The organism is Ilumatobacter sp., from assembly GCF_030065885.1.
Classification (GTDB): Bacteria; Actinomycetota; Acidimicrobiia; order Acidimicrobiales; family Ilumatobacteraceae; genus Ilumatobacter.
In genome coordinates this window covers 1-24,704 of the sequence record NZ_JASJCS010000049.1, presented here as the reverse complement: position 1 = coordinate 24,704, position 24,704 = coordinate 1, and the positions used below count along the sequence as shown (strand labels likewise).

At 68.1% G+C, this 24,704-nt stretch carries 24 protein-coding genes and 2 pseudogenes; 16 read left to right on the top strand and 10 right to left on the bottom strand.

The window, feature by feature from the left end; all coding sequences use genetic code 11:
- The first annotated feature begins 221 nt into the window (after positions 1 to 221).
- A complete protein-coding gene (locus QNJ12_RS11920; protein WP_300622870.1) occupies positions 222 to 2,597 on the top strand; it encodes a glycoside hydrolase family 65 protein in 2,376 nt (791 codons plus the stop codon).
- Positions 2,598 to 2,705: 108 nt separating this feature from the next.
- Complete coding sequence (locus tag QNJ12_RS11915; protein WP_300622869.1) at positions 2,706 to 3,905, top strand: amidohydrolase family protein; 1,200 nt, start codon at positions 2,706 to 2,708, stop codon at positions 3,903 to 3,905.
- A gap of 50 nt (positions 3,906 to 3,955) precedes the next feature.
- Here the strand turns inward: QNJ12_RS11915 and QNJ12_RS11910 are convergent, their stop codons facing one another.
- Complete coding sequence (locus QNJ12_RS11910; RefSeq protein ID WP_367281782.1) at positions 3,956 to 4,441, bottom strand: DUF488 family protein; 486 nt, start codon at positions 4,439 to 4,441, stop codon at positions 3,956 to 3,958.
- Positions 4,442 to 4,475: 34 nt separating this feature from the next.
- Entirely contained in the window at positions 4,476 to 4,886 is a 411-nt protein-coding gene (locus tag QNJ12_RS11905) for a RidA family protein (RefSeq protein ID WP_300622867.1), read from the bottom strand.
- A gap of 104 nt (positions 4,887 to 4,990) precedes the next feature.
- On the opposite strand from QNJ12_RS11905, the gene QNJ12_RS11900 reads away from it, so the two are divergent.
- Together QNJ12_RS11900 and QNJ12_RS11895 are read left to right on the top strand one after the other, a co-directional pair.
- Positions 4,991 to 5,962 carry a YafY family protein gene (locus QNJ12_RS11900; RefSeq protein ID WP_300622866.1) on the top strand — a complete coding sequence of 324 codons (972 nt, stop codon included), beginning with the start codon at positions 4,991 to 4,993 and terminating at the stop codon, positions 5,960 to 5,962.
- Positions 5,963 to 6,079: 117 nt separating this feature from the next.
- Positions 6,080 to 6,583 carry an SRPBCC family protein gene (locus QNJ12_RS11895; protein ID WP_300622865.1) on the top strand — a complete coding sequence of 168 codons (504 nt, stop codon included), beginning with the start codon at positions 6,080 to 6,082 and terminating at the stop codon, positions 6,581 to 6,583.
- Between the two features lie 39 nt (positions 6,584 to 6,622).
- Here the strand turns inward: QNJ12_RS11895 and QNJ12_RS11890 are convergent, their stop codons facing one another.
- From QNJ12_RS11890 to QNJ12_RS11875, 4 genes are read right to left on the bottom strand one after another with little or no spacing between them, the layout of a single operon-like run.
- Positions 6,623 to 7,600, bottom strand: a complete 978-nt coding sequence (locus QNJ12_RS11890) for an SDR family NAD(P)-dependent oxidoreductase (protein ID WP_300622864.1) — start codon at positions 7,598 to 7,600, stop codon at positions 6,623 to 6,625.
- Between the two features lie 27 nt (positions 7,601 to 7,627).
- Complete coding sequence (locus QNJ12_RS11885; RefSeq protein ID WP_300622863.1) at positions 7,628 to 8,542, bottom strand: SDR family NAD(P)-dependent oxidoreductase; 915 nt, start codon at positions 8,540 to 8,542, stop codon at positions 7,628 to 7,630.
- Between the two features lie 58 nt (positions 8,543 to 8,600).
- Positions 8,601 to 8,897, bottom strand: coding sequence for an SDR family NAD(P)-dependent oxidoreductase (locus QNJ12_RS11880; protein WP_300622862.1), 297 nt, complete (start codon positions 8,895 to 8,897; stop codon positions 8,601 to 8,603).
- A 22-nt stretch (positions 8,898 to 8,919) separates the two neighbouring features.
- A complete protein-coding gene (locus QNJ12_RS11875; RefSeq protein ID WP_300622861.1) occupies positions 8,920 to 9,747 on the bottom strand; it encodes an SDR family oxidoreductase in 828 nt (275 codons plus the stop codon).
- A 176-nt stretch (positions 9,748 to 9,923) separates the two neighbouring features.
- Here QNJ12_RS11875 and QNJ12_RS11870 point away from each other — a divergent pair, with 176 nt between their 5' ends.
- Positions 9,924 to 10,910, top strand: a complete 987-nt coding sequence (locus QNJ12_RS11870) for an AraC family transcriptional regulator (RefSeq protein ID WP_300622860.1) — start codon at positions 9,924 to 9,926, stop codon at positions 10,908 to 10,910.
- Positions 10,911 to 10,921: 11 nt separating this feature from the next.
- On the top strand, positions 10,922 to 12,142 hold the full coding sequence (locus QNJ12_RS11865; protein WP_300622859.1) for a low temperature requirement protein A: 1,221 nt from the start codon (positions 10,922 to 10,924) through the stop codon (positions 12,140 to 12,142).
- Between the two features lie 22 nt (positions 12,143 to 12,164).
- On the opposite strand, the gene QNJ12_RS11860 is transcribed toward QNJ12_RS11865, so the two are convergent.
- Both QNJ12_RS11860 and QNJ12_RS11855 read right to left on the bottom strand, forming a co-directional pair.
- Positions 12,165 to 13,079 carry an alpha/beta hydrolase gene (locus QNJ12_RS11860; RefSeq protein WP_300622858.1) on the bottom strand — a complete coding sequence of 305 codons (915 nt, stop codon included), beginning with the start codon at positions 13,077 to 13,079 and terminating at the stop codon, positions 12,165 to 12,167.
- Positions 13,076 to 13,996 carry a hypothetical protein gene (locus QNJ12_RS11855; protein WP_300622857.1) on the bottom strand — a complete coding sequence of 307 codons (921 nt, stop codon included), beginning with the start codon at positions 13,994 to 13,996 and terminating at the stop codon, positions 13,076 to 13,078. The genes QNJ12_RS11860 and QNJ12_RS11855 overlap by 4 nt, the downstream gene beginning before the upstream one ends.
- A gap of 106 nt (positions 13,997 to 14,102) precedes the next feature.
- Here QNJ12_RS11855 and QNJ12_RS11850 point away from each other — a divergent pair, with 106 nt between their 5' ends.
- From QNJ12_RS11850 to QNJ12_RS11830, 5 genes are all read left to right on the top strand, one after another.
- Complete coding sequence (locus QNJ12_RS11850) at positions 14,103 to 14,735, top strand: TetR/AcrR family transcriptional regulator (RefSeq protein WP_300622856.1); 633 nt, start codon at positions 14,103 to 14,105, stop codon at positions 14,733 to 14,735.
- 68 nt (positions 14,736 to 14,803) lie between these two features.
- Positions 14,804 to 15,838: an aldo/keto reductase gene (locus tag QNJ12_RS11845; RefSeq protein ID WP_300622855.1), complete on the top strand. Its 1,035-nt coding sequence runs from the start codon at positions 14,804 to 14,806 to the stop codon at positions 15,836 to 15,838.
- Positions 15,723 to 16,685, top strand: a complete 963-nt coding sequence (locus QNJ12_RS11840; RefSeq protein WP_367281781.1) for an NAD(P)-dependent oxidoreductase — start codon at positions 15,723 to 15,725, stop codon at positions 16,683 to 16,685. The genes QNJ12_RS11845 and QNJ12_RS11840 overlap by 116 nt, the downstream gene beginning before the upstream one ends.
- A gap of 197 nt (positions 16,686 to 16,882) precedes the next feature.
- Entirely contained in the window at positions 16,883 to 18,088 is a 1,206-nt protein-coding gene (locus QNJ12_RS11835) for a GTP-binding protein (RefSeq protein ID WP_300622853.1), read from the top strand.
- A gap of 71 nt (positions 18,089 to 18,159) precedes the next feature.
- Complete coding sequence (locus tag QNJ12_RS11830) at positions 18,160 to 19,323, top strand: GTP-binding protein (RefSeq protein ID WP_300622852.1); 1,164 nt, start codon at positions 18,160 to 18,162, stop codon at positions 19,321 to 19,323.
- A 44-nt stretch (positions 19,324 to 19,367) separates the two neighbouring features.
- Here QNJ12_RS11830 and QNJ12_RS11825 read toward each other — a convergent pair whose 3' ends face one another.
- Positions 19,368 to 20,006 carry a PadR family transcriptional regulator gene (locus QNJ12_RS11825; RefSeq protein ID WP_300622851.1) on the bottom strand — a complete coding sequence of 213 codons (639 nt, stop codon included), beginning with the start codon at positions 20,004 to 20,006 and terminating at the stop codon, positions 19,368 to 19,370.
- A 56-nt stretch (positions 20,007 to 20,062) separates the two neighbouring features.
- Between QNJ12_RS11825 and QNJ12_RS11820 the strand changes: the two genes are divergently transcribed.
- The 3 genes and pseudogenes from QNJ12_RS11820 to QNJ12_RS23740 all read left to right on the top strand — a co-directional run.
- Entirely contained in the window at positions 20,063 to 20,962 is a 900-nt protein-coding gene (locus QNJ12_RS11820; protein WP_300622850.1) for a CPBP family intramembrane glutamic endopeptidase, read from the top strand.
- A 440-nt stretch (positions 20,963 to 21,402) separates the two neighbouring features.
- Positions 21,403 to 21,876, top strand: coding sequence for a CIA30 family protein (locus QNJ12_RS11815; RefSeq protein WP_300622849.1), 474 nt, complete (start codon positions 21,403 to 21,405; stop codon positions 21,874 to 21,876).
- Between the two features lie 332 nt (positions 21,877 to 22,208).
- Positions 22,209 to 22,352: pseudogene (locus QNJ12_RS23740) on the top strand (helix-turn-helix domain-containing protein); the annotation flags it as partial.
- A gap of 159 nt (positions 22,353 to 22,511) precedes the next feature.
- On the opposite strand, the gene QNJ12_RS11810 reads toward QNJ12_RS23740, so the two are convergent.
- The gene (locus QNJ12_RS11810) at positions 22,512 to 22,703 is read right to left on the bottom strand and encodes a hypothetical protein (protein WP_300622848.1); all 192 of its coding nucleotides are present in this window, start codon (positions 22,701 to 22,703) and stop codon (positions 22,512 to 22,514) included.
- A 144-nt stretch (positions 22,704 to 22,847) separates the two neighbouring features.
- Between QNJ12_RS11810 and QNJ12_RS11805 the strand changes: the two genes are divergently transcribed.
- Entirely contained in the window at positions 22,848 to 23,621 is a 774-nt protein-coding gene (locus QNJ12_RS11805; protein WP_300622847.1) for a hypothetical protein, read from the top strand.
- Between the two features lie 57 nt (positions 23,622 to 23,678).
- Positions 23,679 to 24,704, top strand: a pseudogene (locus QNJ12_RS11800) (hypothetical protein); the annotation flags it as partial.

The window sequence follows — 24,704 nt, the reverse complement described above, 5'->3', positions numbered from 1 at the left end:
GCGAACGCAGCTGGAGCGGTCGGTGCTGGCAAGTGCGGCCAGGACCTACGCCTCTGTCGACGGTGCGTCGACCTGATCGAGGATGAGTGGGGACCGCGAGGCTCCTCGTGACCCGCAGCGAGGCGGTACGCCCGTCCGGTGGGGAGTAGCCGGCTGGCACGCGGTCATGACCGTCGCGATGGGCAGCGGCGAGGTCCTCGCGCCGGCGAAGGAGGTCGACGATGACACAGCGGACGATTGCGGTGCCGCCCGAGCACCTGTTCCCACCCGACGAGTGGCAGATGATCGAGCGTCGCTGGACTCCCGAGTTCGCGGCCCGAGCCGAGACGGCGCTGGCGCTGTCGAACGGCTACCTGGGCGTGCGGGGCTGCCTCGACGAGGGGCGGCCGGCCATGGCGCCTGGCACGTTCATCAACGGCTTCCACGAGACGTGGCCGATCATCCATGCCGAGGAGGCGTACGGGCTCGCTCGCGTCGGGCAGACGATCGTCAACGTCCCGGACGTCACGACGATCGAGCTGTACGTCGACGACGAACCGCTGTTCGTCCCGACGGCTCGGACGCCCGAGTACTTCCGAGTTCTCGACATGCGCAATGGGCTCCTCACGCGAGACCTGCTGTGGTCGACGCCGTCCGGGAAGCACGCCCGGCTTCGCAGCACCCGGCTCGTGTCGCTCGAGCATCGCCACGTGATCGCGGTCTCGTACGAGGTCACCCTGGATCGGGCCGCGCCGGTCGTCATCCGGTCGCGCGTCATCAACCGCGCGAACCCGACGACCGACCACGCGGAAGCGGGGGAGGGCCAAGAGGACCCGCGCCTCGGCACGCGGCTGGGCCGGCGGGTGCTCGATCCGCGCCTGTGCGAGCAGGAGGGTGACCGATTGGTGCTCGGCTACCGGACGGTCCAGAGCGGGATGACGCTGGCGCTCGCCGTCGACCACGTGCCCGATGTTGCGAGCCCTCACGAGGTGTCGACAGAAGCCGATCCCGACGCGTCGGAGTACGTCATCGCCGTCGACGCCGAACCCGACGTTCCCGTCCGCGTCGTGAAGTACGCCGTCTACCAGAGCTCGCGCAGCGTGCCCGCCGACGAGCTCGCCCGACGGGCCCGGCACACGCTCGACCGCATCACAGCGGCGGGGTTCGAACCACTCGTGACGGCGCAGCGGGCCTGCATGGACCGATTCTGGGATCGCGCCGACGTCACGCTCGAGGACACCCAGAACCACCCGGTCCGCATGCAGCAGGCCGTCCGCTGGAACCTCTACCAGCTCGCCCAGGCGTCGTGGCGTGCCGAGGGCGCCGGCATCCCCGCCAAGGGCCTGACCGGCGACGCCTACGACGGGCACTACTTCTGGGACACCGAGACCTGGGTCCTGCCGTTCCTCGCCTACACGCAGCCCCGGATCGCACGCAACCTGCTGCGCTTCCGCCACAGCATGCTGCCGAGCGCACGGGCGCGTGCCAGGGAGCTCGATCTGAAGGGTGCGCTGTTCCCGTGGCGGACGATCCGCGGCGACGAGGCGTCCGCCTACTTCATGGCCGGGACCGCGCAGTACCACCTCGACGCCGACATCGCCTACGCGATCCGGCGGTACGTCGACATCCGCGGCGACACGGGCTTCATCGCCGAGACCGGGGCCGAGATCCTGGTCGAGACGGCCCGGATGTGGGCCGACCTCGGGTTCTACGGCGACGACGGTCGATTCCACATCCACGGTGTGACCGGGCCCGACGAGTACACGACGATGGTCGACGACAACGCGTTCACGAACCTGATGGCCCGCCTCAACCTCAACTACGCGGCGTCGACGATGCGGCGCCTCGAAGCGGAGCAGCCCGACGTGTACGCCGGCCTCTCGGCGGAACTGGATCTGCAGCCGTCGGAGCCCGAGGACTGGGAGCGCGCCGCCGAGCAGATGTACATCCCCCACGACCCGACCCGCGGGATCACGCCCCAGGACGCCACGTTCCTCACCCACGAGCCGTGGGACGTCCGAGCCACGCCGTCCGAGCGGTTCCCGCTGCTGCTCCACTACCACCCGCTGAGCACCTACCGGCGGCAGGTGCTCAAGCAGGCCGACGTCGTCATGGCGATGTTCCTGCTCGGCAACGAGTTCACGCTCGACCAAAAGCGCCGCAACTTCGACTACTACGACCCGCTGACGACCGGCGACTCGTCGCTGTCGGCGAGCGTCCAGAGCATCGTGGCGTCCGAGATCGGCAACGAGCGAGCGGCGTGCCGCTACGTCGACTTCGCCCTGCTGATGGATCTCGCCGACGTCGCCGGCAACGTCTCGCACGGCGTCCACATCGCCTCGGCGGCCGGCGGCTGGATGGCGCTGGTGCTCGGCTTCGGCGGCGTGCGCGACTTCGACGGCGAGCTCACGATCGACCCGCGGCTCCCCGAGCGCTTCCGTTCGCTGGGTTTCTCCCTGCGCTTCCACGACCGCCAGCTCCGCGTCGCGCTGAGCCACGACCTCGAGTCGTACGCCCTGACCGAGGGCGACCCGCTGGCGGTCGTGATCCGCGGCGAGCACCACACGCTCACCACCGGCGATGCACTCGAGCTGAAGGTGCCGGCGACGGGTCCCTGATCAGCTCCGGTGTCGGCCTGCACACACCGCGACCTGTACAGCCCCGGACCATGGCGACTCGTCGGCGAAAGGAGGAAGATACGCGCGAAGGCCGAACACGAAAGGGCGGTGACCACCGTGATGCCGCACCCCACCTCTGCGCCGAGCCGTGTCGCGCTCCGAGCGGCATGGCTGTTCGACGGCACGACGCCGACGCTGCGACCTCGTCCGATGGTGTTGCTCGACGGTGAGCGGATCGTCGCCGTGGCCGAGGGCGTCGATCCTCCCGAGGGCGTCGAGATCATCGACCTGGAGGAAGCCACGCTGCTACCGGGTCTCGTCGACACCCACGTCCACCTCGTCTTCGACGCTTCCGCCGACCTCGTCGAGACACTCGACGCCAGGGACGACGAGGGTGCCCGTGACGCCATCGTGTCGGCCGCTCGGACCGCCGCACTGGGCGGCGTCACGACGGTTCGCGACCTCGGCGACAGGCGGTACCTCACGCTCCCGGTGCGGGGCGCGCCGGGGCTCCCCACCATCGTGTGCGCCGGTCCTCCGATCACCACACCGGGCGGGCACTGTCACTTCCTGGGGGGTGAGACCGAACGAGGCACCGACGCCGTCCGCCGAGCCGTGCACACCCATGCATCACGTGGCGTCGACGTGATCAAGGTCATGGCGAGCGGTGGACTGCTGACCCCGGGCACCCGGGAATCGGAGAGCCAGTTCAGCGCTGACGAGCTGCGGGCGATCGTCGACGAGGCCCACGATCTCGGCCTGCCGGTCACCGCCCACGCCCACGGCACGCCGGCCATCGTCGATGCGCTCGCGGCCGGGGTCGACGGCCTCGAGCACGCCACGTTCTGGGCCGACGAGGGCATCGAGAGTCCCGACGACGTCATCGCCGAGATCGGGGCGCGACGCCTCCCGATCGGCGCGACTGCGGGCTTCGCCCCAGCACCCGATGCGCCGCTCGACGAGGAGACCTCCGCCCGCGTGCCGGCGATCGTCGCGAACGTCTTCCGCCTCCAGGACGCCGGTGCCACGATCGTCCCGGGCACCGACGCAGGCGTGCATCCGTCGAAGCCGCACGACGTGGTGCGCTACGCCGTGGAGCAGCTCGTGTTGCTCGGGATGCCCGCCGAAGTTGCGCTGCGCGCTGCGACCTCGGAGGGCGCCGAGGTGTGCGGCCTCGGGGACCGCAAGGGCCGCATCGCCGAGGGGTACGACGCCGACCTGCTCGCGGTCGACGGCGACCCCCTGGCCGACCCGAGTGCGCTGCACGCCATCCGCGCCGTCTTCCTCCGCGGGGACCGCATGCGCTGACCGAAGTCGTCACGGTCGGTCAGGCGCTTCGCCGAGAGCGACCGAGCGCCTCACGTCGGGCGCAGGTGCTCGATCGTGGCGGCGTGTTGCTCGGCCAGGCGTCGGGCGATCAGCGATCGGTGGCAGGCCTCGGGATCGCGCTCGACGCAGAGCAGCGCCGCGGTCCCGTCGGGCGGCAGGGCCGACACGATCGGGGTCAGGTCGGCGACGTCGAGGATCTCGGTCGTGTAGCGACGGGCGTACTCGGGCGCGAGCTCGACGCGCGACCGCTTGCCGACTCCCTGGCGGTCGTCCTCGGCGTATTGCAGCTGGCGGAGCTCGGTGGTCGGGGCGAGCTCGCGGTGGTGCTCGTAGGCGATGCCGGCGTCGGCGAGGGCAGCCTGCAGCCGGCGTGAGTTGGCCCAGGCGTACTCGGGTCCGCGGACGCCGCGCCGCTGGCGCACGTCGAGCAGGAGCCGGACGTCGGCCTCCCGCAGTCGATGCAGGAAGGACGCCTGGTCGAAGCCGTAGACGCCGATCGTCGCGAACCCGGGCACCGCCATCACCGACCAGGTTGCCGTCTGCGGCCTGTCATGCCGGCGCTGGGCGAGCAGCGACGGCGTCGACCTCGAACAACATGTCGGGCAGTGCGAGGCCGGCGACCCCGATGAGGGTGTTGAGGGGAGGGTTGCCGCCCCAGCGCTCCTGCATGGCCTCGCCGATCGGGCCGAGCTTGTCGAGGCCGTGGTCGACGACGTACGTCCGTAGCTGGACGACGTGGCTCAGGTCGAGCCCGTGGGCATCGAGTGCGACGCCGAGGTTGGCGTAGGTCTGTCGAACCTGGTCGGTGAAGTCGGTCGAGACGACGGCGCCGTCGGCTCCGGAGCCGTACTGGCCGGCGACGAAGACGAGGTCGGTGCCGGCCGGGACGTGTGCGGTGTGGCTGTAGCCCAATGGAACCGGGTCGTGCAGTCCGCCGGGGTTGATGATGGTGTGAGACATGTGGGTGGCTCCTGTGATGTGTGGTGGTGATGGTCGTCTGACGCCGGCATCGTGACGTGCCAACCTTGACATCGAATGTCAGGGTTTCGCGGTACCGTCGTGCCGTGCGTGCGAGTCGGCTCGTCGAGCTCCTGCTGCGGCTCCAGTTGCAGGGCGGCGCGCCGGCGAGCGAGCTGGCGGCCGCGTTCGAGGTGTCCGTGCGCACCGTCTACCGCGACGTCGAGGCGCTCAGCGCCGCCGGCGTGCCGATCTACACCGAGGTCGGGCGCAACGGCGGCATACGCATCGACCCGTCGTACCGCGTCGCCGGTCTCCCGCGGCTCGACACCGACGAGGCGCGCGGTGTGCTGTTCGCCGTCGTCCCGGCGATCGCCGCACAGCTCGGGTTCGACGCTGCCGTCGCCGACCGGGCGCTCCTGCCGGCGATGGAATCCTCCGCGGAGACGGCGGCTCGCGTGGTGCGGGACCGGCTGCTGATCGAGCCGAGCCACTGGTTCCTGCCACCGGACGACCCTCCGGCCCTCGCCGACATCGCCAGGGCGGTGTGGGAGTGCCGTGAGGCCAAGTTGGTCTACCGGGGCGCCGACGTCGTCGTCCTGCCGCTCGGGCTGATCCTCAAGGGCGACACCTGGTACCTGCTCGCCCGGGCGCGGCGTGGTGTCGAGCGCGAGTCCCGGCTCTTCCGGCTGTCACGCGTCGACGCCGTCGAACTGCTCGACCATCGCTTCGATCGGCCGACCGACTTCGACCTCGCCGCGGCGTGGGCGGATCGCCGCCGGGCGTTCATCGAGTCGCTCCCCGAATACCGTGTCACCGTGCGCGTCGCGCCGGCGGCCGAGCCGTTGCTCGCGTTGCTCGACGAAGGCGCGCCCGAGCTGCCGCTGCCCCCCGACGTCGAGCGCGACGAGCACGGCTGGGCTCGCTTGCGCCTGCGGTTCGAACGTGATCCGGAGGGGGTCGCCCGCCACCTCCGGCAGCTCGGCGCCGACATCGAGGTCCTCGACCCGCCCGAGCTGCGTGGACGCATGTCGGACGAGGCCGCCCGGCTCGCCACGTTGTACGTCGACGGCGCGTGAGGCCTCCGGCGGCCGATGTGCGACACCCCAGACCGAGAGCCGGGAGATGATCCACCAGGCGATCCTTCGCTGGCCTCGGCCAGCGAAAGGAACTGCGAAGCAGCTAGGAATCGGGGCATGGTGAAGTGTGCGGACGGCCCGGCGACGAACGTGGAGGTGCACATCGACGCGCCGGCCTCGGTGGTGTGGCCCCTGCTGTGCGACATCAACCTGCCCGGTCGGTTCTCCGAGGAGTTCCAGCGGGCCGAGTGGCTCGACGACGGCCCCGCGCTGGGAGCGACGTTCCGTGGCTACAACCGCCACCCGGTCGTCGGGGAGTGGAGCGTGGTCTGCACCGTCACCGCGATGGAGCATGAGCGGGTCTTCGAGTGGACCGTGGGCGATGTCGACTTCAAAGCCGCCCGATGGCGCTTCGACCTCGAACCCGACGTCCACGGTTCGACGTTGCGGTTCAGCGCCGAGATGGGCCCGGCTCCCTCGGGGCTCACGCCGGCCATCGAACGCATGCCCGACCGAGAAGACGCCATCGTCGCCCGCCGCCTCGGCGAGTGGACCGCGAACATGCAGCGCACGGTCGACGGCATCAGGGAACTCGCAGAGGCCGAAGCCCACGAAGCATGACGGTTCGGACCGGCAACACGCCTGCGTGGGCCACAGGGTTCAGAATGATGGTGTCGGCTTGTCGAGCGCGACGAGGTCGTAGCTGAGGTCGACGAGTCTGCGGGCGGTGTCGAGGTTGCGGGCGTTGGGGTTGGGGGTCTCCATCGGCCACCCGCCGGCTCGGCACTGCTTGTCGCGGTAGAGGATGCTGCTCTGGCTGAAGTAGGCGCCGGAGTGGTTGGGGGCGTCGTCGGAGAGCAGGCAGTGCAGCGTCGTCTGGGCCGACTCCTGGTTGCTGTCGGACACGAACCGGCTGAACGGTCGCATCACCGACATGAGGATCCGCATCGGCAGGCTGCCACCGGATCCGAAGTTCGACCGGGCCCATCCGGGGTGGACCGAGAACGCGGACACGCCGGTGCCGTGAAGTCGCTCGGCGAGCTCTGTGGCATACAGGACGTTGGCGACCTTGGCTTCGGCGTAGGCCTGCATGTTGTTGAACTCGCGGCGCTCGTAGTTGAGATCGTCGAGGTCGAGCTCGGGCCGGTTCTTGGGGCTGCCGGCGTGGACGACGGACGACACGATGGCCATGCGTGATGGTGCGGTCGCGCGCAGGCTGTCGAGCAGCAGTTCGGTGAGGAGGAAGTGACCGAAGTAGCTCACGCCGATCGTCGTCTCGAAGCCGTCCTTGGTGCGTTCCAGATCGCCGCGCATGTTGACCATGCCGGCGTTGCAGGCGAGGCCGTCGAGGCGTGGGTGCTCGGCGGTGAACTCGGCGACGAAGTCGCGGACCGACTGCAGATCGGCGAGGTCGAGTCGCATCACCTCGTGGGTGCCCTTCAGGCCGGCGAAGCTGTCGGCGGCCCCCTGGCCGGCGTCGACGCGGCGGCACGCCATGACGACGTGGCCGCCCTGGCGGACGAGCTGGCGGGTGGTCTCGAGTCCGACGCCCGAGTTGGCGCCGGTCACGATGTAGGTCGTGCCGCTCAGGTCCTTCGACCGAGTGGCGTCGTCGAGAGCGAGCTTGCGTCGGGGCATGGTGTCTTCCTCCGGGGGATGGGGTTGTCAGATGGGGTAGGTCACGCCGGTGAGCTCTTCGGACGCGGCCCACAGGCGCTGCTGGGTTTCGAGCTCGTGGGATCGGTCGCTCGAGGCGACGGGAATCGGGTGGCCGCGCGACTCCATGAACCCGTCGGGCCCGTAGTACTGGCCGCCCTCGGCGGCAGGATCGGTGGCCGCCCGCAAGGTGGGGAGCGCACCCATCGCAGCGCTCTGAGCGAGCAGGCGGGTCAGTGGCTGCAAGAGTCGGCCCCCTGGCATGTGTCGTCCGAGTTCGGTGTCGGAGCCACCCGGGTGGGCAGCGAGAGCGACGGTCTCGGCGTTGGCGGCTTCGAGCCGGCGCTGGAGCGCGTAGGTGAAGAGCAGGTTGGCCAGCTTCGAGCGTCCGTAGGCGGCGACGCGGTTGTAGCGGCGCTCGGCGTGGAGGTCGTCGAAGTCGATCCGAGACCGGATCCGGTGGCCGACGCTGCTGACGGTGACGATCCGCGAGCCCTCGACCTCGAGCAGATGGTCGAGCAACAGCCCGGTCCACGCGAAGTGCCCGAGGTGGTTGGTCCCGAGCTGCATCTCGAAGCCGTCGGCGGTCTTCTGGCGCGGCGTGTACATCACGCCGGCGTTGTTGATCAGGAGGTCGATGCGGCCGAGGCGGCGTCCGATCTCGGCCGTGGCGTCACGGATCGACTCCAGTGAGGCCAGGTCGAGCTCTTGCAGCTCGAGCTCTGCATCGGGCACGTCGCCGCGGATGTCGTCGATCGCGGCATTGCCCTTCGCGAGATTGCGCACCGCCAGCGTCACCGAGGCGCCGCGACCGGCCAGTGCCCGGGCCGTCTCCAGACCGAGGCCGGTGTTGGCGCCGGTGACGACGGCCACCCGCCCGCTCTGGTCGGGAATGTCCTCGGTCGTCCACTTCGCTTCACTCATTGTCGGGTTCCTTCCGTTGCGACGGCTGCGCCGTCAGCTGATCTCTCCTGGGCTGCTCTCAGAAGTCCTTGCGGCGGAGGCCGCCGGTGACGACGCCGCCCATGAGTCGGGTGAGGTTGATCCAGCTCGGATCAGCGCCGAACCGCTCCATGCCGGCGCTGATGGCGGCGTCGATCGACGCCGGGTCGGTGACGTCGAGTCGGGTGACGAGCACGTCGTCGAGGGCGGTGAGCTGGGTCTCGGCGTCGGGGTTGCGCATCGTGGCGACGACGTTCCAGCCCTCGTCGTGGAAGCGGTGGGCGGTGGCGCGGCCGGTGCCGCTCGATGCGCCGGTGATGAGAACGGTCTGGGACATGGGTCAGGCTCCTTCGTGGGGCTCAGCCGAGCGAGGCCGGGTCGAGGAACAGCACGGTGTCGGGTCCGGCGTCCCAGGTGATCTCATCGATCGCCTTGATCCACGGGATGATCTCGGCCGGAACGACGTTGCGGAACTTCGAACCTTCCTCCTCGGCGAGTTCGACCATCGCGTCGATCAGGCCCTGGGGGTCGAGCTGGTCGTCGAGGCCTCCGCCTTCCATGAACGCCTGGAAGATCTCGGGCCGGGTGAGGCTGGTGGCGGGGTCGAGCCAGCGGAACATGGTCTCAGCACCGCGGTCGTTGAAGCCGGTGCCGTAGGCGCCGGGGTTGATCGTGCAGATCTCGACACCGGTGCCGGCGAGCTCGAACTTGAGGCCTTCGGTGATCGATTCGAGGGCGTGCTTGGTGGCGGTGTAGATCGAGACGAACGGCACGGTGATGAGCCCGCCCATCGACGTGACGTTGATGATCTTGCCCGAGCCGCGCTTCACCATCTGGGGTGCGATGCCCTGGATCATGGCGAGGGTTCCGAAGACGTTCACCTCGAAGTTCTTCCGCACCCGGGCCATCGGGATCTCGGAGGCCGGGCCGGACTCCATGATCCCGGCGTTGTTGATCAGCACGTCGACCTCGTGGGCGAACGCGGCTCGGCGGTCGTCTTCGTCGGTGATGTCGAGCACCATGACGGTCATCTCGACACCGGCTTCGGCCGCATTGGCCATCAACTCGGTCGCTTGGGGGGCGACCTGGACGCCGGCGGTCACCTGGTGGCCGCGACGAGCCAGCTCCAGCGCAGCGCCGCGGCCGAACCCGCTGCCGGCGCCCGTGATGAGGATCCTCTTGGACATGTCGACTCCTTCGTGTCGTTCGTCGATTCGAACGTACGCCTCGACCTGCTGGCCATCAATGACGGATCACGCCAACGGGCTCACGATCAGCGCCAACGATCTCGTGGCGTGATCCGGGATGCCGTTGGCGTGATCCGCGATCGCGTTTGCGGCGCGCGGGGTCTACGATTCGAGCCATGGCGGCCGGCAAGTACACACTCGACCCGCGGATCAAGATCCTGCTCGCCGACCTCGGCGTCAGCCACGCGAACGTGCTGCGCCGGGCCGGGCTACCGGGCGATCTCCTCTCCCGCCCCTCGGTGACGCTGGCGAGTGAGGAGTACCACCGGTTCTGGGACGGCCTCCAGGCCGAGTCGGGCGACCCCGCCCTCCCGCTCCGCATCGCGAAGGTGTTGACCGCCGAAGCGTTCAGCCCGCCGATCTTCGCTGCGCTGTGCAGCGCCGATCTCAACCAGGCGGCCCGACGGCTGCAGACCTACAAGCCGTTGATCGGCCCGATGCGCCTCGATGTCGAGGTCGGCGACGAGGCGACGACCATCGCCTGCCGCTGGCTGGACGACCAGCCACCGCCGGCGTTCGCGCTGACCGAGCTGCTGTTCTGGGTGGCGCTGGCGCGGATCGGGACCCGTAACGACGTCCGCCCGACGGCCGTCTTCACCACCGAACCACCCGCCGACCAGGCGCCGTACATCGATTCGCTCGGCATCCCGATCGAGTCGGGGACGCGGCATGCGATCACGTTCGCCGTGGCCGACGCCGCCCGGCCGTTCCTCACCGCGAGTGAGGCGATGTGGGAGCAGTTCGAACCGTCGCTGCGCACGCGGCTCGCCGAAGTCGACTCGGGCGCGTCGACCGAGGACCGGGTGCGGGCCGCGCTCGTCGAGCTGCTCCCAGCCGGCCAGGCGAGCATGCGCGACGTCGGCCGATCACTGGCCATGAGCACCCGCACGCTCCAGCGCCGGCTGGGCGACGAGGGCACGTCGTACCAGACCGTGCTCGCCTCGACCCGCGAGGCCCTCGCCCGGCACTACCTGACGAGCGAGACGATCTCGACCGGGGAGATCTCGTTCCTGCTCGGCTACGCCGATCCGAGCTCGTTCTACCGGGCCTTCCACGACTGGACCGGCCTGACACCAGACCGTGTGCGGCTCGGCGCCGCATGAGCGTGCCAGGGGTGGGGGAGTCGACGGCGCTCGGCCCGGCGCTCAAGCGCTGGTTCTCGCAACCGCCTCGCCGCCACGGCGAGATCGACGAGGAACGCACGGTCAGCTTCCTCGAGCTGTTCTACGACCTGGTCTTCGTCGTCCTCATCGCCCAGATCGCCCACACGCTCGCCGGCCACACCTCCTGGAGCAGCGTCGGCGACTTCGCCATCGTGTTCGGGCTGATCTGGATCGCCTGGCTGAACGGCACCCTCTACCACGAGTTGCACGGTCGGGAGGACGGCCGCAGCCGGAGCTACATCTTCGTGCAGATGCTCATCCTCGTCGTGCTCGCGGTCTACGCCGGCCACGCCACCGACGAGGACGGGCAGGGGTTCGCGATCGTCTACGCCGTCCTCCTCGTCGTGCTCACGCTCCAGTGGTACGGCGTGCGACGCGTCGACACCGCCGAGTGGAGTCGCGTCACCGGTCGCTACATCGGCGGCATGGTCCTCCTCGCCGCGCTGATGGTGGTCAGCGCGTTCCTCGATGATGATGCGCGGGTTGCGCTCTGGGCGGGCCTTGTCGTGGTGTTCGTCGCGGGGGCGGCGGTGCAGACGGCGATGGCGGGCGAGACCCGGACGGCCATCGCGGGGACCGAGTCGCTGTCCGAGCGGCTCGGGCTGTTCACGATCATCGTGCTCGGCGAGGTGGTCGTCGGCGTGGTCGACGGTCTGTCCGAGGCAGAACGCGACACGACGACGATCGTGACCGGCTTGCTCGCGCTGAGCGTCGGGTTCGGGTTCTGGTGGAACTACTTCGACTTCGCCGGCCGGCGGGTTCCTCGGGTCGGCCGCACACCGTTGGTCACGTGGCTGATGGTGCACCTCCCGATGGCGGCGGCGATCGCCGGCGCCGGCGCCGGCATGGTCGGCCTGATCGAGCCCGCTGGCGACGACCGGACTCCCGCGCCTACCGCGTGGCTGATCGGGGGCTCGACCGCCCTGCTGCTCGTCAGTCTCGCCGCGATCGTGCTGACGATCGACTACCGCGAACCCGACCGGCAGGTCGCCCGGTCAGTCGTCACCGCGCTCGGCTTCGGTGCTGCGACGGCGCTTGTCGTCGCAGCGCTCCGTCCGGTCCCATGGTTGCTCGCGTCAGCGCTGCTCGCCCTGCTCGTCACGATCTGGGTGTTCGCCTTCGGCGTGCGAGCCCGCGCAAGCAGAACGGGTGCGCCTTCGATCGCGTCGTAGCCGGTCCCACAATCGTCATGGCCTAGACGCTCGTTGAGTGAGCGTCGAGCCACTCGATCATCTCGTCGGGATGGTCGGAGAAGTAGTTGTAGCCCTGGAACCGCCACGGGGTCCCTTCGACGTAGACGATCTTCTTGTCGTCCACCGGCGTGGCCTCGAACATCTCCTGCACGTCGGTCCACCGTGAGTTCATGTCGTCGCGCACCTGGAGGTAGAAGGTCGGCACCTTGATCGTCGCGGCCTTCGGGATGATGTCGTGGTCGCTGACGTGGAGGCCGGTGATCTCGTGGTAGATCGTCTCGAACGCTTCGATGCCCTCATCGACCGGGATCTGCATCTGCTCGCAGTTGCGTTCGATGGTGGTCCGACCCTTCAACGGTGCGATGGCGATGAGCGACGTCACGTCGGCGAACGCCTCGGGCTGCTTGTCCATGGCGTTCAACGTGGCGTTCGCGCCCATGCACATGCTCATCAGCGAGATCTCGTCGCCGGCGGTGTCCTCGCGGTTGCGGACGTAGTCGAGGGATGCGAGCACTTCTCGCCATTCGTAGAAGCCGACGCCCGAGATCGCTCCCTCGCCGTCGCCGCTGTCGCCGTGGCTGCGGAGGTCGTAGGCCAGCACGCTGTAGCCGGCGTCGTGCAGCGCCTTGTACCGGGGGAGGAAGTTGACCTCGAAACCGCCGGCGTAGTCGAGTCCTTCCAGATGCCCGGCGAAGCCGTACCGGTTCCCGGGGGAGAAGTGGTTGGTGATGACGGTGCGGTTCGACGAACCCGGGATGAACCATCCGGAGATCTCGATGCCGTCGTCGGTGGTGAACGAGATGTCTTCGTAGTCCATGTCGTAGTCCGCTGGCGTGCGAAGGATGGGCGTTCGGGGCGGGGTCGACAGGCCTCGGGCGAGCGTGCCGAGCATGGCGGTCTGTTCTTCGGTGATCACGTGGTTCTCCTTTCACCGTCGATGAATCGGTCGAACCAGGCGAGGATCGGCTCGGGGTTGGTGCCGATCCAGTCGTAGGCCGCAATCCGGTTGGCGGTCCTGGTTCGCTTCTTCGGGAGCTCGATCCACAGCATGTCCTTCTCCACCTGGAGGTCGTCGTAGACGCCCTGGACGAATTCCTCGTCGAGGAAGCCGTCGTTGCGGTTCTGGATGACGAGGGTGGGGACGTCGACGTTCTTGACGTCGGGCCGCCACGTGTTCGTGTAGTAGTCGAAGTCGGTGTTGGCCTCGATGTAGGCGTTCGCTCGCTTCTGCACGAAGCTCGGCATGCTCATGCCACTGAGGAAGTGCTGGTAGTCGAGGGGCTGGACCGAGACCATGCAACGGATGTTCGGGTGGCCCTTGAGGCCGTCCGCCCGCCCGAACGCCGACACGCTGGCGCCCTGGCCCATGCAGATGCTCATCAGGCCGATCGACGCGTCGCAGTGGGTGGGATGGCTCGTGATGAACTCGACCGCCGCGATGACGTCCTTGGCTTCCTCGGGGCCGTACGAGACGAAGCCGTCCATGGCCTCGTCGCTCTCGCCGTGGTTGCGGAAGTCGTAAGCGAGGACCGTGTAGCCGGTATCGTGGAAGTACTTCGCTTGGCGCAGGAACTCGACGTCGGTCGGGATCGGTCGCAGGAGGAAGTTCTTGCCCTCTGTGGTGTAACCGGCTCGGCAGCAGAAGAGGCCGAAGTGGCTCTGGATGATGACCCGGTGGGGATCTCCGGGGATGAGCCAGCCACGGAGGGTCACGCCGTCGCTGGCTTCGAAGCTGACGTCCTCGTAGTCGAGGCCGTGGTTGGTGGGGTTGTCGAAGAGGGGCGCATTGGGGCCCGTCTTGACGAGCGTGTTGGCGAGCAGTCGTCCGATCACGTTGGGTCTCCTTCCTGTCCGGTGCCGGCGTGGCTTGGACCTGGCTCGAGCCGCGCTCGCAGTTGGATGCTTGTTTCGAGCTTTACTATACCGTATAGTAAAGACAATGTCGATGACAGCCACCACGTCCGTCCCGCTGTCGTCGCCGCGTGCGGAGCGCACCCGGGCGTCGATCCTGCAGGCCGCGAGCCGGCTGTTCAGCGCTGGCGGCTACGCGCAGGTGTCGATGGACGAGGTCGCAGCTGAGGCCGGCGTCACCAAGCCGACGGTGTACGCACACTTCGGTTCCAAGGAAGCGCTGTTCGAGACCCTGATCACCGAGGTGATCTCGCGGTCACACGGCGGCGAGCTCCTCTCGGCGCAGAACGTCGACGAGGTCGGCGAGGCCATGTTCGAGTGGTCGCGGAACCGGCTGAACTGGCTGCTGTCGGACGACACCGTCGGCCTGATGCGAGCCGCCTCGGCCGAGGGGCTGCGTCGGCCCGACTGGGCTCAGAACCTCCTGGCCGGGTTCGACTTCGGAGCCATGGAACGATGGCTCGCCGAACTCGACGACGCCGGCGTCCTGGAGGTGGAGTCTCCCTCGACGGCAGCGGCGCTGTTCACCGCACTCACCAAGGGGACGCTCTTCTACCCCGTGTTGGTCGCCGGTCAGCCCATCACACCCGAACCCGACCGCGACGTGCTGATCCGCGAAGCCGTCCGCGTCTTCCTCGCGGCCTACACCCCCAAGAAGTAGGTCGCACCCACGCCAAAGTCCCCAACGTCGCCAATCCGCTACGCACCGCACTCTGAAGGAACACCACCATGAAGTACTCACCGCTCGGCAACACCGGCCTCTACGTGTCGCAACTCACGCTCGGGGCGATGACGTTCGACCGCGAGGACGGGATGTTCGGTCGGCTCATCGGCGGGACCGGCCAGGAGCTGGCAACCCGGATGGTCGACGTGTCGATCGAGGCCGGCGTCAACCTGTTCGACACGGCCAACATCTACGGCATGGGCGAGTCCGAGGTCATGCTCGGCAAGGCCCTGGGATCTCGCCGCGACGATGTCCTCGTCGCCACGAAGTTCAACAACCCGATGGGTGCCGGCCCGAACGCCGTCGGGAGCAGCCGGCTGTCGGCGATCCGCGAGTGCGAGCACAGCTTGAAGCGACTCGGCACTGACTGGATCGACCTCTACCAGGTCCACAGCTTCGACGACACCACACCCCTCGAGGAGACGCTCCGCGCCCTCGACACGCTCGTCCAACAGGGCAAGGTGCGCTACATCGGGGTGTCGAACTACGCCGCCTGGCAGATCGCCAAGGCCGATGGCATCTCGCAGCGACTCGGCCTCGCACGTTGCTGCTCGGTGCAGGCCTACTACTCGCTCGTCGGCCGGGAGCTCGAGCGGGAGATCATCCCGGCGTCGATCGACCTGGGCCTCGGCATCCTGGTCTGGAGCCCGCTCGCGAGCGGGTTCTTGTCGGGCAAGTACACCCGGGAGACCGCCGCCGAAGGTCGCCGTGCGAACGTCCAGCTCCCCCCGGTCGACGAAGATCGCGGGTACGAGATCGTCGACGTGGCCCGTGAGATCGCAGACCAGCACGGCGCATCCGTGGCTCAGGTCTCCCTGGCGTGGCTGCTCCACAAGCCCGGCGTCACGAGTGTGATCGTCGGTGCTCGCAAAGAGGAGCAGCTGCTCGACAACCTTGGGGCCGCAGACTTCGAACTCACCGACGATGACATGGCCCGGCTGGACGACGTCAGCAAGCTCACGCGCGAGTACCCCGAATGGACATCCGGTTCGGTCCAGCGAGGCCACGACCTGGCGAGCCGGCTCGCCCAGATGGGCTGAGGCCCGACACCTGACGAGCGACGGAGGAACTGTCATGACGTCGACCACGGTTGGATTCATCGGTCTCGGCGCGATGGGGGAACCCATGGCCGCCAACCTGCTCGCTGCCGGCGTCGACGTCGTGAGCTGTGCCCACCGCAACCGTGAACCGATCGAGCGGCTGGCGGTGCGTGGACTGCGCGAGGTCGCCGACCCGGCAGCGGTCGGTGCCGCAGCCGACGTCGTGATGACCGTGGTCTGGGACGAGGCTCAGAACGACCGGGTGTTGCGCGGGCCACACGGTGCGATCGCTGCGATGAGGCCCGAGGGTGTCGTGATCGTGATGAGCACCGTGTCGCCCACCTACTGCAAGCAGCTCGACGTCGAGGCGGCCGAGCTCGGTATCAGCGTGCTCGACTGCCCCGTCAGCGGCATGGTGAAAGGAGCGATCGACGGCACGCTCACGCTGATGATCGGCGGGTCCGCCGAGGACATCGAACGCTGCCGCCCCGTGCTGGAACCGATGGGGACCATCTCGCACTGCGGACCGGTCGGCACCGGTCAGGTGATGAAGCTCGGCAACAACGCGATGGCGATCGGGACCTTCGGGCTCATCATGGAAGTCCGCGAGATGGTTGCCGCTCAGGGCATGTCGCTCGACACATTCATGGAATTCCTCAACCAGTCCACCGGTCGCAGCTTCGTGTCCGAGACGTGGCCGATGCCGCAGGAGCGGATCACCTTCACCGGCATGCCCGTCAAGGACATGCGGCGATGTCTCGCCGCAGCCAACGACGTCGGTGCAGCGATGCCGATGCTCGCACGATTGCTCGAGACGGGCGCCGACGACGACGAGGGTCCGGTGTAGGAAGCGGTTCGACCCGGCAGGCACGTCGAGCGCTTGGCCGGGGTGTCGGGTGGGGGATCTCCGTTGCGGGTGTGACGACCGGGGACGTTGTCGCTGGAGGCGTGATGTCGGTGCTCCGCGAACTGGACGCACGCACGAAGGTCGAGCCCGCACGATGATGAGAGAGAATCATTCTCATCATCGGATAGTCTGCTCGCATGGCTGATCGACTGCCGGTGACCGTGCTGTCCGGGTTCCTGGGGGCGGGGAAGACCACCTTGCTCAATCAGGTGCTCGCCAATCGTGAGGGGCGTCGTGTCGCGGTGATCGTCAACGACATGAGCGAGGTCAACATCGACGCCTCGCTGGTCGCCGAGGGGGCTGCGCTCGACCGCACCGAGGAGCGTCTCGTCGAGATGTCGAACGGCTGCATCTGCTGCACGCTGCGCGAGGACCTGCTGGTCGAGGTCGCCCGTCTGGCACGCGAGGGCCGATTCGACTACCTGCTGATCGAGTCGACGGGCATCAGCGAGCCGATGCCGGTGGCCGCGACCTTCATCTTCGAAGACGTCGACGGCGCCAGCCTGTCGTCGCTGGCGCAGCTCGACACGATGGTCAGCGTGGTGGACGCGTCGACGTTCCTCGAACGGTTCGAGGTGCTCGAAGAGCTGGCCGAGCTCGGCGTCGGGCGTGATGACGAGGACGATCGCTCGGTGACCGACCTGCTCGTCGACCAGATCGAGTTCGCCGACGTGCTCGTGGTGTCGAAACCCGACCTGGTCTCGGCCGCCCACCTCGAACGGGTGGTGGCGGTGGTGCGTCAGCTCAATCCTCGGGCCCGGATCGTGGTGGCCGAACAAGGCGACGTGCCGCTCGACGCCGTGCTCGACACCGGTCTGTTCGACGAGGACGAGGCCGCCACCGCGCCGGGTTGGGTCACCGCACTGAACGACGAGCCGACGCCGGAGACCGAGGAGTACGGCATCACGTCGTTCGTGTACCGGCATCGCTGGCCCTTCCACCCGCAGCGGCTCGCCGACGAGCTCGGGGCCGCGTGGCCCGGGGTGCTGCGTAGCAAGGGATTCCTCTGGCTCGCCACCCGGCCCGACGTGCAAGCGCTGTGGAGCCAGGCCGGCCTGTCCGTCATGCTCGAACCGCTCGCGCCGTGGTACGCCGCGACCCCCGAGGACGAGTGGGAGCTCGAGTCCGACGAGGAGCGCGCCGATCTCGAGTCGCGTTGGGATCCGGTCGTTGGTGACCGCCAGACGGAGCTCGTGTTCATCGGTGTCGACATGGACGAAGCGGGGATCCGTGAGCGGCTGGATCGCTGCATCGTGACGGGCAAGGAGTTCGAGAAGGGCCCGAGGAAGTGGGCCCGTTTCCGTGACCCGCTGCCCGAGTGGGACATGTCCTGCGAACTCTGATCGTGAGCGACACCGATCGCCCGGCCCGACAGCGACCCGTGGGGCCAGGGGGCGCTGTGCCGAAGGTGCCCGTGACGGTGCTCTCGGGGTTCTTGGGGGCCGGTAAGACCACGCTGCTGCAGCGGATCCTCGACAATCGGGAGGACCGGCGTGTTGCGGTGATCGTCAACGACATGAGCGAGATCAACGTCGACGCCGGGATCGTTCGCCATGCCGATGTCTTGCGGGTCGACGAACAGCTCGTCGAGATGACCAACGGCTGCATCTGCTGCACCCTGCGCGACGACCTGGTGGTCGAGGTGAGCCGGCTGGCCAAGGTGGGTCGGTTCGACCACATCGTGATCGAGTCCACCGGCATCAGCGAGCCGATGCCGGTGGCCACCACGTTCGCGTTCAGAGACGAGGACGGGACATCGCTCGGCGATGTGGCCGAGCTCGACACCATGGTGACCGTCGTCGACGCCGAGACGATCCTTGGTGAGTTCGGCACTCGTGACCGCCTCGTCGATCGGGACATCGGTGCGGTCGAGGACGACGAACGACGAATCGCACAGCTGTTGATCGATCAGATCGAGTTCGCCAACGTGATCATCGTCAACAAGACCGACCGTGCGGGCCGACGCGACCTCGAACGCGTCGACGGCCTGATCCGCCACCTCAACCCCGGTGCGACGTTGCTGCGCGCACTGCACGCCGACGTGCCGCTCGATTCGGTGCTCGGGACCGGTGCGTACGACGTCGAGGCGGCGTCGCACTCGGTCGGTTGGGCCCGCGAGCTCGAAGGCTTCCACACGCCGGAGATCGAGAAGTACGGCATCGAGAGCTTCGTGTACCGCCGTCGGGTGCCGTTCCATCCTCAACGCTTGGCGGAGCTGTTCGCGAGGGGCCTGCCGAACGTCGTGAGGTCGAAGGGCACCTGCTGGTTGGCCAGCCGGCTGTTCGTCTCGGGTGTGTGGTCGCAGGCCGGCCCCGCGTTGTCGATCGAGCCGTTCGGCCACTGGTGGGCAACCCTGCCCCGGGAGGAGTGGCCGGACAATCCAGAGCTGGTCGAGTGGGTCGACAGCATCTGGGACCCGAAGGTCGGTGACTGCCGCCAGGAGATCACATTCATCGGCGTGAAGATGAACCGCCCTCACCTGGAACGGCTCCTCGACCGCGCACTGTTGAACGAGGAAGAGCAGCGTTGGCACCCCGACCGGTGGGCTGCGCTGCCCGACCCGCTTCCACCGTGGTGAGGGTCGTTCCGCGTCGGTGGGGCACGAGTCGGGTGGTCGTCTCTTCAGGCGTCGTTGTCGGGAGTGATCACGTCGCGGGGTCGGGGCGGCACGCGGCGGATCACGTCGAGGGCGTCGGCGGTGTCGTCGGGTTGCGGGTGATCGTCGGCCTCGAGCGTCAGGAGTGTCTCGTCGACCCATTCGATGACCGCGCGGTGTTCGAGGAGTCCGTAGCGGGCCGTTGCTCGAACCCAGCGTGCCGGGGGGTAGTCGTCGAGTTGTGCGATCAGTTCCTCCAACCTCGCGACGCTGGCTACGTGGTCGCTGCGAGTGGCGAGCAGCATCGCGCGGATGTCGCGGTCGTCCATCCGATGCCCGAAGAACAGCTTGAGCAACTCCGGGATCTTGCTGACGGGCGGCGGCAGCTCGCCGTTCGCGAGCCAGTCGTCGAGGGCTGCGGCCCCTGCGGGTGTCAGCTGGTAGACGCGCTTGTCCGGATAGTGGTCCTGGGCAACGTCGGTGCCGGTGATGAGCGCATCGGCTTCGAGCAGCGGGAGCTCCTTGTAGATCTGGCTCTTGGAGATCTGCCAGAACATGTCGATCGACTTACGGACCGCGACCGTCAAGTCGTAGCCCGACATCGGTGTCATCGAGAGATACCCGAGCAGCGCGTACGAGGTGGGTGACAGCCGGCGTGTTCCCATGACGCCCTTAGCGTAGTATCTCGTGTACTAGTCTTCGGGCGACTATGACGGACGGCGTGGCCGCTCCGAGCACGTCGGAAGCTCGCGAGGACGGCACGAGCCGCCGCGCGATCGGATGGGCGCTCGTCGCAGTCATCGCACTCCCCACGGTCGCCGCGTCGAGTGCACTCGGCAAGGACCCGTCGTCGGGCTACGGACAGACCGCGTCACTCCTCCTGCTCGGCGCTTCGCTTGCGGTCGCGCCTCGGTCGCCGGCGCTGTCCGCGTTGCGATCGTTCATCATCGTCTGGATCGCATACCTCGTCGCCGACATCACACTGCACCGCATCTTGAACGCAGCGGGCTTCTTCGAGTGGACCGACCGGACACCGAAGTACCAATGGATCACGATCGCCTCGACGCTGATTCTCATCCCGTCGCTCGTGATGCTCGTCGCGGCCCGCGCGCTGGCGTTCTCGGGCTCCGAGTTGAACGTCGCCGTGGGGGACCTCCGCGCGGAGGGCGCGATCCCGTGGTCGCACCGCCGCGTGTCGTGGATGTGGATCGGTCTATTGAGCGTCGCCGTGGTCGTCGTGGGCGCAGTGATCGTGATCGCGCTCACGACGAGCCCGACGCAGGCCGGGCTCGAACGATCGCTGGCATGGTTGCCCGTCGGCGTCGTCTTCGGTGCCGTGAACGCACTCCAAGAGGAGCTTCGCTTCCGGCTCGTCCCGCTCGCCACGCTGGTTCCCGCAGTCGGCGCCGAGTCCGCACTCTGGATGACCGCTGCGATCTTCGGCCTCGCTCACTGGTCCGGGTCGAACCCGTCGGGTCCGGTCGGCGTCGTCTTCGCAGGATTCGGCGGTGTCTGGCTCGCCAAGAGCATCCTCGACACCAATGGTGTCGCCTGGTCCTGGATCATTCACGCAGCCGGCAACATCGCGCTCTTCACCTTCCTGACGCTCGACGCGTCGTGAGGCAACCTCCACCGAGCAGACCTGACGATGTCACGAGCCTCGTCGCCTGGAACGGCCGAGATCCCAGCCGCCGATGCGGTCTGAGCGCCTGGCCCCACTCCCGGTGGGGTGGGGGCTCGGACCACACCGCATCTGTGCGCAGCGGTCGTTGCGTAATCAGAGGTGTGAACGCTCGCTTCGCTGCCGCGGCCTGCCTCGTGATCCTTGCCGCATGCGGTGCTGACGACGACGCCGCACTCGAGGTGTCGACCACTCCTTCCACGACCGACGCAACGCCTCCTGTCTCGGCGACACAAGCCGCGACGACGCCGGCTCCGACGAGCAGCACCCCACGCCCAACCGAACCGCCTGCGGTCTCGACCACTGCGCCTGCGACGACGTCACTGCCAGCGACCGTGCCGCCAGGCACCGAACCGCCCGTCGTGTCATCTCCTGATTGCGTGCGGGTCACCGACTTCGACGAGGCGACCTGGCTGATCGTGAACGACGGGGTGATGGGCGGGCAGTCGGTCGGGGAGGGGGCGATCGCCGACGGCATCCTGTACTTCGATGGCACGATCGTGACGCAGGGCGGAGGATTCTCGTCCGTCCGCGGTCCGATCGACGGCGAGCTCGTCGGCGCCACTGAGTTGGTCATGCGGGTCCGCACCGACGGGCGGGAGTACGAGCTGCTCGCCGATGACGAACCGACCCGCCAGCAGCGCGTGACGCACTACGCACCGATCGTCGCCGAGGGCGGCGAGTGGCAGGACGTGACCGTGCCACTCACCGAGATGGACGCCCGCGTCTTCGGCCAGCAGGTCAGTGCACCGGAGTTCCAACCCGACCTCGCCACCGAGATCGGCGTCATCCTCGCCGACGGCATCGACGGCCCATTCCTATTGGAGATCGACTGGATCGACGCCTGCACCTGAGCCAGCGGTGGGCGTCAACCGCTCTCTCACGCAACGCGTGAGGATCGTGCGTACATAGTGCGCAACAACCTCACGCGAACGTGGAGCGGACGACGGGAATCGAACCCGCATCATCAGCTTGGAAGTAGGTCGAAGCTGATTCGGCGGGCAGCGCCGTGACCTGCCGAAACGTGCTGTGAGCAGGCGGTATGCTGGATGTGTCGCCGTTCAGATTATCCCGTGTTGTCCGCTGTGTCCGGCTGGTGTCGGCTGTTCCAGGCACGCCGTAGGCACGACCGCAGTTGCTGAATCTGGGGGAGTGAAAACTATAGCAGAGCTGCTATAGTTTCTGTATGGCGTTGGACGTCTGCTCGGTGCGGGAGGCCGCTGATCGGCTCGGTGTCGATCGGTCGCGCGTGCAGGCGTTGATCTCAGCGGGCGAGCTGAGGGCTGACAAGATTGCGGGGCGCTGGCTGATTCCGATGTCGGAGCTGGAGCGGCGGGCAAGGTCGGAGAACGCCGGCGGTCGGCCGTGGTCGCAGCATCGTGCGTGGGCGTTCCTTCGCGCCGTCGAGCAGGGCGAGGTGTCGCCTGGCGATCTGCGGAGGAGTGCGTGGCAGCTGCGGCGACGGGCGCGCCGGGTGGAGTTGGACGTGCTACCCGAACTCGAGTCGCAGCTCCTCGATGATCAGCGTGTCCTCGTGGGTGGCGTGCACGCCGGCGCGCGATTCAGTGCTGCCGTGCGTCCACAGTTCCCGGCGGACCTCTACGTGGCCGAGCGAGACCTCGACGCGGTGATCGCTGAGCACCACCTCTTTGTCTCGGACGTACCGCGGGTCGTCGTACATGTGGTGAGCGACGCAAAGGGTGTGGCGAGCTCGCAGGAGCCGGGTGCGGTGCCGCTCGCTGCGGCGTGGCTCGACGTGTTCGAAGCCGGCGATCGCTCAGCCCGTGAGCTCGAACACGAACTCGATCGCAGGGCGAGGTAGTTCGTGGACGCGGTGCCCGTCGTCACCTTCGCTGAAGGTGACCTGCCCGCGAGTTCGCGGCGAGTGTTCGAGGCGCTCGGCGATCTGGCGGCCGAGGTGCCGATCGACCGGTGGTGTCTGATCGGTGGCTTGATGGTCGAGGTCATCCTGCGGAGTCGTGGCCGCTCGCCGCTGCGCCCGACCGACGACGGCGACGTGGTGGGCGATGTGCGCGCCGACCGAGCGATCCTCGCAACGATCTCGGAGGCGCTCCGCCGAGCATCGTTCGAGTTGGTGGAGACGGGCATGGGCGGCGAGTTCGGTGTTCGTCACCGTCGAGGCGACGGAACGACGATCGATCTGCTCGCGCCCGAGAACCGCACGAGGAACGTCGAGCCGCCACGGCCCGGCTTCGAACTGCTCGCCGCGCCCGGCGCCGAGCAGGCGTTGCTGACCGCTGCTCCGATCCGGATCGACCTCGCCGGCGAGCGTGACGTCGTGCTCAGGGTTCCGTCCCTCACCGGCGCGCTCTTCGCGAAGACGACGGCTTGGAAGGAACTCGTCGCGTCGCCCGACCGGAGCAAGCACCTGAACGATGCCGCCCAGTTGCTCGTCGCAGCGAACCTGGACGACCTAATGGTCTTGGCGGACGGGCCGATCCCGCCCAAGGCGCTTCGGCGACGTTGGAGGTGGCTCCAGGAGGCGCTGTCGGACCGCCGCGCAACAGGTTGGGGAGACGTCCCGATGGAGGACCGCGCCCCCGCCCTCCAGCGGCTCGCGATCGTCCTGTCGAGCTGAGCTACGGCCGGCGGCAATCCCGCATGGCGGACACGCAGAGGTGACTACCCTCGTGGCATGGGGCTGCTGGACCGCCTCCGTGATCGAAAGCGTGGGGCCGAGGAGCCGCCCGCGCAGCTTCCGCCCTCTGGGGCCGGTGCTGCCGCGACCCCCAGCCAGCGCACGGTCTCGGTGACAGCACGGTTGTACGGCGGTGACGAGACGCTTGAGGTGGTAGGGGAGAGCTACCGACAAGAAGCGCTGTGGAGGATCGTCGGCGCTCCCCCGGGAAGCCGCGTGCGCCACCCGGTCAACGCCGTGCTCTACCCAGAGACGGCGAACCCCCACGACCCGAACGCGATCAGTGTCCAGATCGACGGGCATCTCGTCGGCTATCTCGCACGCGAGGATGCCGCGGCGTATCGGCCCGGTCTTCTCGCGCTGATGGAGAAGGAGGGCGGAAGCTACATCGCACTCGAAGGCGTCGTGATCGGTGGTGGCCACGGAACGGGCTCGCTCGGCGTGTTCCTCGACCACGACCCCGAGGACTTCGGGCTGTCGAAGGCCGGCCCACCTCCCGTGTTCCGTGGCGACATGAGAACAGGATTCTCCGAGGCATGGCTCGCTGACGCCGACGATGACGACTACGACCTCTCGTGGTACTACGAGCTCCCGGACGGTGACCGCGCCGGCATCGCCAAGCTTCGTGAGCTTCTGGCCTCGGACCCAGACCCGATCGACCGCCACTTTCAGTTCGCCGAGCTCGAGGCGCGCCTGTATCGGTGTCGCGAGCTGTACGACGGCGCCCTCGACGAGTACGACGACGCGTGCCGCCAACACGACTCGGAAATGGACGTGATCTGCGAGCAGTTCGTTGCGAAGTTCGGCGCGGTTCCCCATCTGGATACCTACCGTCAGATGGCGATTCGGCAGCAGAAGCTCAAGGACTGGCAAGCGGTTCTCTGGTGGGCCGAGCGTGGACTAGCGCTCTACGGCGACCGGACCGCGCGTGAGGACGCGGTCGAGGATCTCACCAAGCGTCGAAACCGAGCTCAAGACAAGCTGGATGCTGCAACCACGAAGCCATCGACGAAGACCCGATCG